The organism is Actinoplanes sp. NPDC019969 (assembly GCF_055562375.1).
This window is the reverse complement of the sequence record NZ_JBVHFK010000005.1, coordinates 496207-508998: the sequence shown is the minus strand read 5'-3', so window position 1 is coordinate 508998 and position 12792 is coordinate 496207. Positions and strand designations below refer to the sequence as shown.

Sequence of the window (12792 nt, the reverse complement as noted above, 5' to 3'; positions counted from 1 at the left end):
AGAACGTTGAACCTTGCGGTTCAGTGTCTTAAGGTGAACCGCATGGTTCAGCAAGAGGTTCTGGATCGGGTGTTCGCCTGTCTGGCGGATCCGGTGCGCCGGGGGGTGCTGGTGCGGCTCGGGGAGGGCACGGCCACGGTCGGGCAGCTCGCCGAACCCGCCGGGATGACGCTGACCGGCATGAAGAAGCACCTGCAGGTGCTCGAAGAGGCCGGCCTGATCGTGACCGAGAAGGTCGGGCGGGCCCGGCAGTGCCGGCTCGCGCCCGCGCCGCTGGACGAGGCGATGGCCTGGATCAGCTTCTACCAGCGCCTCTGGGCACGACGCCTGGACGGGCTGGACGCCTATTTCACGCTGCGGAACGAGGAGAGGTCATGACGATCGACATGCGGATGACGCGGCACCTGCCGGCGACACCGGAGGAGGTGTTCGACGCGTACACCGACGCCGAGAAGCAGAAGGTCTGGTTCAGCATCCTGGACGAGCAGCCCGGCATCGTGGAGATCACGGTGGATCTGCGGGTCGGCGGGACGCAGACCGCGGTGTGGGGGCCCAGCCCCGACGCGCTGTTCCGGGAGACTCAGACGTTCGTCGAGATCGACCGGCCGCACCGGCTGGTCACCGACTCGACCGGGTCGAGCCCGGACGGGATGACGATGACGACCCGGATCGAGATCACGTTCGAGGAGCAGGACGGCGGGACGCTGATGACCGTGGTGCAGAGCGGCTTCCCGGTGCCCGAGGTGCGCGACTTCTTCGCCGGTGAGGTGTGGGCGGGGGCGTTCGACCGGATCGCGGCGTTCCTGGCCCGGCAGCGTGGGTCGGCGACGGCCGATGCGTGAGCGGTCCCGGCCGGTGATCGTGGTTCTCAGCGGCTGCGCCGCCATCGCGATCAACCTTCTGCTGTACGGGGCCGGCCGCGCCGCAGACGGAACGTTCCGTTTCACCGCGCGGGGCGGGCCCGCCGAGGTGGACGCGGTCACCGTCGCCGGTTTCAGCGCGGTCCCGCTACTGGTAGGGCTGACGGTCGTCGCGATGCTCGCCCCGCGGTTCCCCTGGGCGACCCCGGCCGCCCTGATCCTCGGCCCGCTGCTGGCGGTCGTCACGATCCCGCTGATGACGATCCCCGCCGACTTCGACACGACCAGCACGATCGTTCTGTCCCTCTGCCACCTGACCCTGGTCCCGATCGTCGTGCTCGCGGTCCGCGCGCTGCGCGCCCGGCCGCGAGCCGAGGTCCGGGTCTAGAGCGGGCTGGTTGTCAGGGCTGTCTCAGCGGCGCTGAGACAGCCCTGACAACCAGCCGGAGAAACCACGGCATGACCCGCGGTGGGGGACGGTCCGTCAGAGCCGCCTGCCGTGGCCGCCGCGAGGCACGGGACGCTGCGTGGCCCGTACAAGAAAAGTGGTTTCTGCCACAAGAGCTGCAGGATCCCGGGTGACGTGCCGACACGCTGGCCATGACGAAGGGCAGAGGACGGCTGTTTCTCGGTGGCGCGGCGGTTGCGGTCGCGCTCCTGGTGGCGACATATGACACGACACTGGGCAACGCCCTTTATGTCCTGGTGTATCTCGCGCTGGCCGTGGTGGTGTGGACGGCGGCGCTGCGGCAGCCTGCCGGTCCGGGGCGGCGGCCGTGGCTTCTCGTCGCGCTGTCGCAGACGCTGTGGTTCACCGGGGACGCGATCGAGATCGGCTACTACTACCTGACCGGCGCGGTGCCGTCGGTCGGAGTGTCGGACGCCTGCTGGCTGAGCGGATACGCGCTGCTGGCGACAGCACTGACGATGATGGCGCGGCGGCGGGCGGCGGGCCGGATGCGCGGCGCGGTGCTGGACTCGCTGACGCTGACCGTGGCGGCGGCGCTGGCCAGCTGGCAGTTCCTGATCCTGCCGGTGCTGGGCGAGGGATACACCTTCGCCGAGACGGTGGTGCCGCCGCTGTACCCGATCGCGGACGTGCTGCTGCTGAGCGCGGTGTTGTTCATCGCGCTGTCGCCGGGCGGCCGGACGGCGCCGACCTACCTGCTGCTCGGCGCGGTGACGCTGTACCTGGCCGTCGACCTGTCGTACAACGTTCTGCCGTACGTCCTGGACTACTCGATCGTCGCCAAGGTCCAGCCGCTGATCATGTTCGGTAACGCCATGATCACCGCCGCGCTGCTGCACCCCCGGCACGCCGAGCTGAGCCGGCCCGGGCACCAGGTGCACCTGCTGCACCCGTCGCGGGTGCTGTTCCTCGGGCTGGCGTTCATGACCGCGCCGACGCTCACGCTGCTCAAGACCGGTCTGGAGCGCAACGCGCTGATCGCGCTGGCGGCGACGGCGCTGAGCGCGTCGTTCGTGCTGGCCCGGTTCGCCACGGCGGTGCGCGAGCAGGAGAAGGCGCAGGCGCAGCTGGCGTTCCAGGCCCGGCACGACGCGCTGACCGGGCTCGCCAACCGGACCGTCCTCGCCGACCGGTTGGCCAGCCCGGGGCCGGTGGCGCTGCTCTACCTGGACCTGGACGGCTTCAAGGAGATCAACGACACGCGCGGGCACGACGCCGGGGATGCGGTGCTCACCGCGGTCGCGGCACGCCTGTCAGCTGCGGTCCGGGCGACGGACCTGGTGGTACGCCTGGGCGGTGACGAGTTCGTGCTGCTCTGCCCGGACCTGCCGGCCGAGGAGGCGGTGAACCTGGCGCAGCGGGTGCTGGCCGAGGTGGCACAGCCGATCCCGTTCGACGGCACGCTGCTGGAGGTGGGGGTGAGCGTCGGCATCGCCGCGCCGGACGGCGAGCGGGACGTGCTGCGCGCGGCCGACATGGCGATGTACGAGGCGAAGCGGCTGGGCAAGGGCCGCTACGTGGTCGCCTGACGGGTGACCCCGGTAGTCGGCAGGTGGCCCGGAACTACCTGCCGACGAACTTGCGCAGCAACGACTCGAAGGCCTTGTCGGTGATCTCCATGTAGATCTTCTTGCCGTCCGGGATCTCACTGCCGACGTTCGGGCAGCTGGTGTCCTTCGCGTCGAGCCTGGTGTCGAGGAGTTTCGTGGCGGTCGCGGTCTCGTACAGGCGGATGCGGTAGGACGCGCGGTACAGCGTCAACTGGGTGGGGTTCTCGGCGTACGGGTTGGAGGGGCAGAAGCGCACCTTCGACCCGGCCGCGACCCGGTCCACACAGGCCATCAGGCGGATCTTCGACGGGTCGTCCCCCGCCCAGACGGCCTTCAGGGATTTCGGGCCGTCGATCCAGGTGTAGAACATGCCGTACGGCAGGCGGGCGCTGTCGGCCTTGTCGCCGTAGATCAGGATCGGGTGCGGGCCCTTGTTGCCGGTCCGCTTCGGCAGCAGGGGCCAGTAGGTGACGCCCTTGCAGAGCTCGTCCATCGCGTAGATGGAGTCCGGCATCACTCCCTGAGGGATGGGACCGGACGGCATCGGCGCGGTGTCGTCCCCGACCGCCACCGGCGAGGGGGACGTCTGCGACAGCGCGGGCGCCGGCGCCGAACCCGGACCGGCCGGGGCGGACTGCGCGGCGCTCGACGTCGGCTCCGGCCACATCGCCGCGGTGACACCGCCGGCCACGGCCAGGATCGCCACCGCACCGGCGGCCACGGCGGCCGTCAGGCCACGCCGGCGCCTCTTCGGCACGGGCAGGAGGACGGGCCGGCCGTTCGCGTCGTAGTGCAGCGTCGTCAGCTCGTCGATCGGCGCCGCGTCGGGCGGCGGGATCAGCCCGTGGATCGGCAGCGGCCAGGGGTCGACCGGCGCCTGGATCTCCTCCGGTTGTGGCTGCGGCCGTCCGGCGGCCCGGCTGGCCCACTGGGCGAGCGGCGCGTGTTCCGTCCTGTCGACGGCCTCGCCGGGGATCTCGGTGTCGTCCGGCACCGCGCCGACGGTGAGGGAGGACTCGTCGGAGTCCGGTACGTCGCCCGTGTCGACCATGACGTTCTCAGCCCTTCCGCGTTCCCGGAAGCGGACTGTATCGAAGATCTTCTCCCCATGGCACGCCACCCCCGGCACACATCCAGCCTTGCCGATGGAGGAGAGCACCGCTATGTTAATGACAAATCACATGTCTGCTAACTATGAAATCCGCAGGTAACAGGCTCAGGTGCCGTCCCGGAAGTAGGTAAGCGAATGCAAAATCTCAGTAGAAGAGGCGTTCTGACCCTGGGCGCCGCGCTGGGTCTGGCGAGCGTGTCCGACCCGTCGAAGGCGTGGGCATGGTCGTCGGCCGGCTCGATCGCCGGCACGGACACGGTCAGCGACCCGTGGAAGGTGTGGGACGACGCGACCGATCCGCTGCTCGTCGACCTGCTGCAGAACGGGCAGATCCCGGCGGTCAACACGGCGTTCGAGAAGTGGGTCGACAACGGGGACGCGCTGCCGGCCGGGATCCCGGCCGCGCTCACCACCTATCTGCGGCAGCACAACACCCTGCCGTCCTGGGCCGATCAGACCAAGCTGAACCGGGCCGCGCAGTTCAACAAGCGGATGAGCATGTACCTGTTCCTGCTGTACGGGCTGGGCAGCGGCATCATGAGCACGGTCATCCCGCGCGAGGCCCGCAACGTGTACTGGTCCGAGGGCGGCGCGGTGATGAAGTCGCGGGCGGCGAAGACCTTCACGTACGGGTACGACCTGAGCGCCGTCGACGCCTTCAAGCCCACCGGCCACTTCGTCGTCACGTCGAACAAGACCCGCCTCACCCACGCCGCGGTCCGGCACCTGCTGCCGCAGTCGTCGCACTGGCGGGCCGTCACCGACGACCAGGACTTCATCCCGATCAGCAACGGCGACATCCTGATCACCTTCCACAGCCTGGGCACGTTCGTGCACGGCAAGCTGAAGTCGTGGGGCATCCGGATGTCGGCCGCGGAGGAGGAGGCGTTCCTGCACATGTGGCAGGTGGCGCTGCACCTGCTCGGCGTGCGCGACGACTTCATCCCGGCCACCTGGGCGGCGGCGAAGGAGCAGTCGCAGTACGCGCTGACCCCGCTGATGGCGCCCACCCCGGAGGGCATCGACCTGGCCGACGTCCTGCTCAACCTGACGTCGGCGGTCGACCTGGGAGTCACCCGGGGGTTCCAGCGGGAGTTCGCCCGGTACCTGCTCGGCGACAAGGTCGGCGACTGGCTGAAACTGCCGCGCGACTACGCCTCACGGACGGTGATCGAGGCCGGCTGGCCGGCGTACGTCAGGTTCCGGGAGGGCCTGTCGCCGATCATCCCGACCACGTTCTCGATCTTCGACCAGTTCATCCGAGGGCTGGCGATGCTGTTCCTGAACAACGGGACGTCGGCGACGTACACCCCGATCACCATCCCGACCGGCAACCGCGCCGGAACCTGAACCCCCGACAGCGTGTGGATTTCGGCCGCGCATAGCGCCCGAAATCCACACGCGGGTTACACCGTGAGGGCGCCGAGGACCAGGGCCGTGACGGCGTCCCGGTGGGCGGGCGTGTTCTGCCAGCGCAGGGCACGCCCGGCCTCCACCACCACCCCGAACCCGGCGTGCACCAGCAGCCGAGCCTGCCGTGGGTCCAGCTCCGGGCGGACCAGCCGCAGTTGCTGCTCCCAGATCGCGATGTGCTCGCGCTGGGCCAGGATCAGCGGCCGTTTCAGGGCGTCCGGCAGGCCGGCGATCTCGGCCTCGGCGACACTGTTCAGCTCGTTGTGCTCGAATTTGTAGGCGACGTACGCGGCGGTCAGCGCGGTCACCGCCTGCCGCGGCCCGGCCGCCTGCTCCAGGCTCCGCTCGGCGGCCTGGGCCAGCAGCCCGGCCGCCTGCAGGCACGCGGCGACCAGGATGTCGACCTTGCCGGGGTAGTGCCGGTAGATCGCCGACGGGGCGAGCCCGACCGCGCTCGCGATCTGCCCGTTGGTGACGCTGGCGAAGCCGTCCCGGGCGAACAGCGGGATGGCCGCGGCCAGGATCTCCGCCCGCCTGGTCCGCGGCACCGGCTGGGCGGGCGGTTCGGCCAGGTGGGCGCTGCCGGACCCGGTCGTGGGATCGGTGGCGGCGACCCGCAGCGCCGACTCCAGGAGCAGGTCCTCGATCCGGCGCTGGGCCATCGAGGTGTGGTGCATGGTGATCGAGCCGATCACGCCGAGCGCGGCGACCGCCCGCAGCCGCTCGTCCGGCATCGGGTGCTCGTCGCGCACCATCGCGGTCACCCGGTCCACCACGTGCTCGAACTTCGCCCGCAGCAGCAGGCGGTCCGCACGTTCCAGGTAACGGGCCTCCCACCGGTACAGCCCGCCGGAGGCGCGGTGCGCGACGGTGACCCGGACCAGGGCGGTCAGCACGTCCTTCAGCGCCGCGCCGGACGGCGCCTCGGCCAGCGCGGCGACCAGGCGCTCGGCCATCACGTTGGTGCACTCGGCGAACAGGGCGTACTTGTTCGGAAAGTGCCGGTACAGCGCGGCGGCGCTGATGCCCACGGCCGCGGCGATCTCCTCCATCGAGGCGGCGTGGTAGCCGCGCTCGCTGAACGCCTGGCCGGCCGCCTCCACGATGAGCTGCCTGCGGTTGTGCGGCCGGGTGGCGGAGGTGGACGGGCGGGCGACCATGAGCGCAAGTCAATCACAGTACGGTCGATGTCCTCGCGCTCACGGTGGCCGGCGGTGGGCGTACCCCGTCAGGCTCGTGATCTCGTGAAGTGGTGGGCCGTGACGTAGGCGCTGACCGCTTCGCCCAGGCCTCTGCCCTGCACGTCGGCGGTGCGGAAGTGGATGCCGCCCCAGACGCGGGCGCCGACCAGCTCGTCGACGGCCTGCGAGAACCCGCGGAAGTGCCGGGTGGTGCCGGAGTCGGCGCTGTAGGCGCTGAACGGGATGCGGTCGCGGCCGAAGAAGGTGCGGAACGCCGCCATCCGGGCCGCGGTGGCGCAGGCATGCCCGGACGGGTGGTCCGGGAACGGCGGCGTGACCAGCAGCGGCATCCAGTCCGGGTCGCCGGTGGTCCGCGGGTTGCCGTCGGTGCCGGCCAGCTGCACGGCGGTGACCGGGCGCCAGAAACCCCACGCCCGCTTGTCGTCGAAGCAGGCGATCCCGGTGTCGGCGACCGTGACGTCGACCATCGCGAACATCCGCGCGGTCCGCAGCGTGCTCAGGTGCTGCGTCGCGGCGAGCTGGCGTTTGATCTGCCATTCGGTGAGGTTGCGGTCGTGCCACCAGAGCGCCGCCTCGGTCTGGTCGGCGGTCCGGGTGGTGCTGTCCACGGCGCCGACGGACTTGATCTCGTTGAGGTCGCGGGCGTACGCGGCGCTGGTCAGGGGGTTCGGCCCGGCGGTGCGGAAGCGGGACGGGTCGGGGATCACGAACGGGCGCACGTCCGCGGCCACGGCGCCGGCGGACTGGAACAGCGGCGGGGTGGGCCGCCACTGGCCGGCCTGCGTGCCCGGCGTCCATTGGGCGTCGCCGCCGGAGCCGTCACCGGCCCGCGACGTGATCATGGCGGTGGCGGCGCGCTGCCCGGCGGCGATGCCGCCGGTCTCGGCCGGGCCGTCCGGGATCTCGGCGAGCGCCTGGTCGTACTGCTCGCGCAGCCGCTGCGCCTGGGCCGGGAAGATCGAGGCGAGGACCTGGTACGCGGCGGTGGCGACGGCGGCGTCCACCGACTCCCTGCCGGTGGCGGGCGGGGCGCCGAGCAGTGGCTGGTACGGCGTGCCGGCGATCGCGTTGACCGCGTCGTAGACCGCGCCGTTCACCATCGCGAAGCTGCGGCCCTGCTCCCACGGCAGTTGCCGGCCGACGTCCCAGATCGCGGCTTGCGCGTTCGCGTCCCAGGCGATGACCGCGTTCGGCCGGCCTGACGTGCCGCCGGCGTTCGCGGCCGGCGCCGGCACGCCCGCGGCCACCAGCGTGACCAGCGCGGCCACGATGCCACCTGCTCGTCGTCGCATCAGGACCCTCCCCCATAGAATCGATTCAAGTCGATGGGAGTCTGCTACGCCGCCGCGATGAACACATCGTCCGCCGTCTGGCAGATCAGCGACAGAGCCCGCGGATCAGGCGCCGTCGCCGTAGTGGCGGCCGCGCTTCTGCAGACGCCGCAGCGAGCTGGCGGACAGGTACTTCCCGGCCCGCGCCGCCGAGCCGTGTTCGGTCTCCCGCTCCAGCTCATGCAGGGTCGCCGCCTCCTCGTCCAGATCGGCGGCCAGCGACTCCGGCGCCCCTGAGCGGGCCCGGGCGATGTCCTCACGGGCCTGCCGGATCTCCTTCAGCGCGCCCGCGGTGTCACCGCCGCCGAGCAGCTCGGAGGCGCGCCGTTTGGCCCGCTGGGCGCGCAGGTAGACCAGCTCGGTGCGAACCGCCGGGTCGGGCGCCCGGCCGGCCGCCACGTCCTGCGGCACCACGTCGACCCGCACCGGGACGGTCACCGTGTGCTGTGCGAGGGCCGGCAGCTCCACATAGGTGAAGGTCAGCGTCGCGATCTCGGCCGGCCCGAGTGCGGCGACCGCCGGGACGTCGAAGGTGAGCACGAGTTTCCGGGTCTCGTCGGCGTACAGGCCGCCGAGCTCGATCAGCAGCCCGTCGCCGGCCGCGCCGGCAGGCAGGTCGTTGACCACCAGCACCTGCTCGACCACCGGCGCCGGCCGCACGTGCAGCGAGGCGGCCTGCGTGGTCTGGGCGAGCAGGCCGGTCACCTCGCCGGCGATCATGGCGGAGGCGGCGTCCGGCTCCTCGGCGAAGTGCTCGTTACCGGAGCCACCCCGGGCGATGGCCGACATCAGGCGTTCGTCGTAGCCCAGGCCGAAGCCGAGCGCCGAGGTGGTCACCCCGTGCCGGCGGGCGTCGGCCGCCACCCCGGACAGGATCTCCGGGTCGGTCACCCCGACGTTGGCGTGCCCGTCGCTGATCAACAGCACCGTCGGGCCGGCCGGGCCCGCGGCCCGGCGCGCCTCCTGCAGGCCGCGCAGGTAGCCGCCGGCCAGGTCGGTGCCGCCGAACGCCTGCACACCGCCGATGGCCCGGTTGACCGCGGCCTTGCCGGTCAGCGGGCCGGCCGGGACGACCACGTCGACCCGGGTGTCGAAGACCACCAGGCCGAAGTTGTCCCGGGGGTCGAGGCGGTCGACGGCGGCGACGAGGGCCGCCTTCGCCCCGTCGAGGCGGCCGCGGCGCATCGAGCCGCTGCGGTCGAGCACGACCTGCAGGGTGCCGGGCGGGCGCTCCCCGCCGCCGGCGGGCGCCGGCGGCGAGGTCAGCTCGATCATCACGGAGACCTGGTCATCGGTCTCCAGAGCGATCATCTCGACGTCGAGATGGGCGGCGATGTGCATGGTGACCCCTTTCGATGGGGCCGAGTCTGTCAGGCGCGGTCGGACTCGAGGGTCCCGCCGTTGGCGACGTCCTCCCGCTCGATCTCGTCGAAGCGGATGCGCACCGCGGCCCGCCGCGCCTTGAGGATGTCGACCGCGGCGGCGGTGACGGCCTCGGCGAACTCGCGCCGCTGGTCGAGCGTACGGCCGGACAGCAGTTCGACGGTGATGTTGGGCATGGACCCTCCCTTTCCGTAGGCAGGAACATTGTTCCATGTCACGGAACAAGGTCAAGCCCCGTTTCATGGATCTGCATGATTGTGTTCCATGTATTGACAAGACGTTTCATGTAGCAAAACATCCTCCACAGTCTTGGAGGGAGAGCACGTGACCACACTCGACTGGTTCATCCTCGGCGGATATTTCCTGGTCATGGTCGGGATCGGTGTGTGGGCCAAGAACCGGGTCCACAACGTCGCCGACTTCTTCACCGCCAGGGGCCGGATCCCCTGGTGGCTGTCCGGCATCTCGCATCACATGTCCGGCTACAGCGCCGTCATGTTCGTCGCCTTCGCGGCCGTCGCCTACAACTACGGCCTCGCCATGTACATCTGGTGGGCGCTGACGATCGGCCTCGGCGTCGGCATCGGCGCCTTCGTCTTCGCGGCCCGCTGGAACCGGCTGCGCTCCAAACACGGGGTCGCGTCCCCGCTGGAGTACCTGGCCCGCCGCTACAACCTGCCCACCCAGCAGGCGCTCGCCTACAGCGGGGCGCTGCTCAAGGTGGTCGACATCGCGGCCAAGTGGGTGGCCATCGCGGTGCTGCTGCGCGGCTTCGCCGGAGTGCCGATCCTGTGGGGCATCGTGATCACCGGCGCCGTCACGCTGGTCTACATCACCCTGGGCGGGCTCTGGGCCGACGTGCTCACCGACTTCGGCCAGTTCGTCATCCAGGGCGTGGCCGGCATCGCGATGTTCTTCGCGTTCCTGGCCCACCTCGGCGGCGTCTCCACCCTGTGGACCATGTGGGACGACCTGCCGGAGGGCCACGGTGACCCGTTCAGTGGCCCGTACACCCTCACGTTCTTCCTGGCCCTGCTCTTCATCAAGACGTTCGAGTACAACGGTGGCATGTGGAACCTGGCGCAGCGGTACATGGCCGCGCCGTCCGGGTCGGCGGCCAAGCGGTCGGCGCTGCTGTCCAGCGGGTTGTGGCTGGTCTGGCCACTGATCCTGTTCCTGCCGATGTTCGCGGCGCCGCTGATCGTTCCCGGTCTTTCCAACCCCGAGCAGGCGTACGTGGAACTCGCCAAGACCCTGCTGCCCCCGGGCGTGATCGGGCTGGTGCTGGCCGGCTTCTTCTCGCACACGATGGCGATGGTCTCCTCGGACGCCAACGTGATCTCCTCGGTCGTCACCCGGGACATCGCGCCGGTGCTGGTCCGCAAGGTGCGCGACCTCAGCGACCGGTCGGCGCTCACCTTCGCCCGGGTCACCACGTTCACGTTCGTCCTGATCAGCATGGTCATCGCGATCAGCACCGAGGGCCAGGGCGTGGTCCTGAAGATCGTGGTCGACCTGGTCGCGGCGACGATGGGCCCGATCTCGATCCCGCTGATGCTCGGGCTGCTGCCCTGGTTCCGGCGCAGCGGGCCGACCGCGGCGCTCGTCTCCTGGGCCGCCGGCCTCGGCGTCTGGGCGATCGTCAAGTGGGTCCTGGAGGAGACCAGCCAGACCATGGTGGTCGGGGTTCCGCTGGTCACCTCGCTGGTGCTGTACATCGCGATCGGGCTGCTCAAGCCGGAGCGCACCGCGGAACGGGACACGCTGATCGAGTCGCTGGAGAACGACCCGGCCGAGGAGGCGCAGCCGCTCACCAAGGCCTGATTCAAGGTTCCATGTAGTGGTAGCGTGTTTCATGTAACGGAATGATGGGAGTGCTGAATGGAATCTCGCCCCGCCACCGCCCCGGACCAGCTGCCCACGATGGACACCGGCCGGCTACGGCAGCGTTTCCTGGTGGAGGACCTTTTCAGACCCGATGAGGTACGCCTGACGTACTCCCACGAGGACCGCATCGTGGTCGGTGGCGTGACCGGCGCCGCCGACCTGCCCTGCCCGGACGAGCTGCGGTCGGCGTACTTCCTGGAACGCCGCGAACTCGGCGTCGTCAACGTCGGCGGTCCCGGCTCGGTGACCGTCGACGGGGAACGGCACGACCTCGCCCCCAAAGAGGTCCTGTACGTCGGCCGCGGCGCCCGGCAGGTCAGCTTCGACGGGCGGTTCTACCTGGTGTCCACGCCCGCGCACACCGCACACCCGACCGTGAAGGCGACCCTCGAGGACGCCGAACCGGTGCGGCTGGGCTCCCGGGAGAACTCCAACGAGCGCACCATCTACAAGTACATCCACCTCAAAGGCATCCAGAGCTGCCAGCTCGTCCTCGGCGTCACCGTCCTCGAACCCGGCAGCATGTGGAACACCATGCCGTGCCACACCCACGAGCGGCGTACCGAGGTCTACTTCTACTTCGACCTGCCGGAGACCGACCGGATCGTGCACCTGATGGGGCCACCCGACGCCACCCGCAACCTCATCGTCGAACCCGGACAGGCCGTCATCTCGCCGTACTGGTCGGTGCACTGCGGCTTCGGCACCCGCAGCTACGCATTCGTCTGGGCGATGGGCGGGGAGAACCAGGCGTACGACGACGTGGAGCCGGTCGCGATCGGCGACCTGCGGTGACGCTCTTCTCGCTGCACGGCAGAACGGCGCTCGTCACCGGCGCGCGCGGCGGCATCGGGCACGCGATCGCGGTCGCCCTCGCGCAGGCCGGGGCCGATCTGGTGCTGCACGGGCGTACCGACGACCTCGACGACGTGGAGAAAGAGGTCCGCCGGACCGGGAGCCAGGCGTCCCGGTGGGTCTTCGACCTCTCCGACACGGCCGCCATCCCGGCCATGGCGGCCGGCCTGCCCCAGGTGGACATCCTGGTCAACAACGCCGGCATCATCCGGCGTGCGCCCGCCGCCCGGCACGGCTTCGACGACTGGCGGGCGGTGCTCGACGTCAACCTCGACGCGGTGTTCCAGCTCAGCCGTACGATCGGCGCCGGCATGCTGGACCGCGGCCACGGGAAGATCATCTCGGTGGCGTCGATGCTGTCGTTCCAAGGCGGGGTGCAGGTCCCCGGGTACACCGCCGCCAAACACGGCATCGCCGGACTCACCAAAGCGCTCGCCTGCGAATGGGCGGCGTCCGGGGTCCAGGTCAACGCGATCGCGCCGGGCTACATCGAGACCGCCAACACCGACGCGCTGCGCGCCGACCCGGTCCGGGAGACGGAGATCCGGTCCCGCATCCCGGCCGGCCGGTGGGGGCGGCCCGCCGACCTGGCCGGAGCAGCCGTGTTCCTCGCCTCCAGCGCCGCCGACTACGTCAACGGGCACGTGCTCGCCGTCGACGGCGGATGGCTGGCCCGGTGAGGCCCTCCGCGCCGGCCTCGCCGCCGGCGGTCGGACGGCCCGATGAGGCCG

General features: G+C 70.6%; 13 protein-coding genes. 8 read left to right on the top strand and 5 right to left on the bottom strand.

Translation table 11 applies throughout. From position 1 onward, the window contains the following. The first annotated feature begins 42 nt into the window (after nucleotides 1-42). The 4 genes from ACZ3II_RS18515 (at nucleotide 43) to ACZ3II_RS18500 (ending at nucleotide 2858) form a co-directional block, all read left to right on the top strand. Complete coding sequence (locus ACZ3II_RS18515; RefSeq protein ID WP_465518875.1) at nucleotides 43-378, top strand: ArsR/SmtB family transcription factor; 336 nt, start codon at nucleotides 43-45, stop codon at nucleotides 376-378. Beyond that, the gene (locus ACZ3II_RS18510; protein WP_465518874.1) at nucleotides 375-842 is read left to right on the top strand and encodes an SRPBCC family protein; all 468 of its coding nucleotides are present in this window, start codon (nucleotides 375-377) and stop codon (nucleotides 840-842) included. The genes ACZ3II_RS18515 and ACZ3II_RS18510 overlap by 4 nt, the downstream gene beginning before the upstream one ends. After that, nucleotides 835-1248, top strand: coding sequence for a DUF6069 family protein (locus tag ACZ3II_RS18505; protein WP_465518873.1), 414 nt, complete (start codon nucleotides 835-837; stop codon nucleotides 1246-1248). Before ACZ3II_RS18510 ends, ACZ3II_RS18505 begins: the two co-directional genes overlap by 8 nt. 212 nt (nucleotides 1249-1460) lie before the next feature. Next, nucleotides 1461-2858: a diguanylate cyclase gene (locus ACZ3II_RS18500; protein ID WP_465518872.1), complete on the top strand. Its 1398-nt coding sequence runs from the start codon at nucleotides 1461-1463 to the stop codon at nucleotides 2856-2858. 34 nt (nucleotides 2859-2892) lie between these two features. Here the strand turns inward: ACZ3II_RS18500 and ACZ3II_RS18495 are convergent, their stop codons facing one another. After that, entirely contained in the window at nucleotides 2893-3930 is a 1038-nt protein-coding gene (locus tag ACZ3II_RS18495; protein ID WP_465518871.1) for a hypothetical protein, read from the bottom strand. Nucleotides 3931-4125: 195 nt separating this feature from the next. Between ACZ3II_RS18495 and ACZ3II_RS18490 the strand changes: the two genes are divergently transcribed. Next, complete coding sequence (locus ACZ3II_RS18490) at nucleotides 4126-5340, top strand: oxygenase MpaB family protein (protein WP_465518870.1); 1215 nt, start codon at nucleotides 4126-4128, stop codon at nucleotides 5338-5340. A gap of 56 nt (nucleotides 5341-5396) precedes the next feature. On the opposite strand, the gene ACZ3II_RS18485 is transcribed toward ACZ3II_RS18490, so the two are convergent. From ACZ3II_RS18485 to ACZ3II_RS18470, 4 genes are all read right to left on the bottom strand, one after another. Further along, nucleotides 5397-6563, bottom strand: coding sequence for a TetR/AcrR family transcriptional regulator (locus ACZ3II_RS18485; RefSeq protein ID WP_465518869.1), 1167 nt, complete (start codon nucleotides 6561-6563; stop codon nucleotides 5397-5399). A gap of 68 nt (nucleotides 6564-6631) precedes the next feature. Continuing rightward, on the bottom strand, nucleotides 6632-7897 hold the full coding sequence (locus ACZ3II_RS18480; RefSeq protein ID WP_465518868.1) for a vanadium-dependent haloperoxidase: 1266 nt from the start codon (nucleotides 7895-7897) through the stop codon (nucleotides 6632-6634). Nucleotides 7898-8002: 105 nt separating this feature from the next. Then, nucleotides 8003-9277, bottom strand: a complete 1275-nt coding sequence (locus ACZ3II_RS18475) for a vWA domain-containing protein (RefSeq protein WP_465518867.1) — start codon at nucleotides 9275-9277, stop codon at nucleotides 8003-8005. A gap of 29 nt (nucleotides 9278-9306) precedes the next feature. Continuing rightward, nucleotides 9307-9495: a tautomerase family protein gene (locus tag ACZ3II_RS18470; protein ID WP_208472752.1), complete on the bottom strand. Its 189-nt coding sequence runs from the start codon at nucleotides 9493-9495 to the stop codon at nucleotides 9307-9309. 148 nt (nucleotides 9496-9643) lie between these two features. On the opposite strand from ACZ3II_RS18470, the gene ACZ3II_RS18465 reads away from it, so the two are divergent. Genes ACZ3II_RS18465 through ACZ3II_RS18455 form a run of 3 tightly spaced genes read left to right on the top strand, consistent with a single transcriptional unit; the run spans nucleotide 9644 to nucleotide 12741 of the window. After that, the gene (locus ACZ3II_RS18465; RefSeq protein ID WP_465518866.1) at nucleotides 9644-11143 is read left to right on the top strand and encodes a sodium:solute symporter family protein; all 1500 of its coding nucleotides are present in this window, start codon (nucleotides 9644-9646) and stop codon (nucleotides 11141-11143) included. 57 nt (nucleotides 11144-11200) lie between these two features. After that, entirely contained in the window at nucleotides 11201-12001 is an 801-nt protein-coding gene (kduI, locus tag ACZ3II_RS18460) for a 5-dehydro-4-deoxy-D-glucuronate isomerase (RefSeq protein WP_465518865.1), read from the top strand. Then, nucleotides 11998-12741 (top strand): SDR family oxidoreductase, encoded by a 744-nt coding sequence (locus ACZ3II_RS18455; RefSeq protein ID WP_465518864.1) that lies wholly within the window; start codon nucleotides 11998-12000, stop codon nucleotides 12739-12741. The genes kduI and ACZ3II_RS18455 overlap by 4 nt, the downstream gene beginning before the upstream one ends. Nucleotides 12742-12792: the final 51 nt, after the last annotated feature.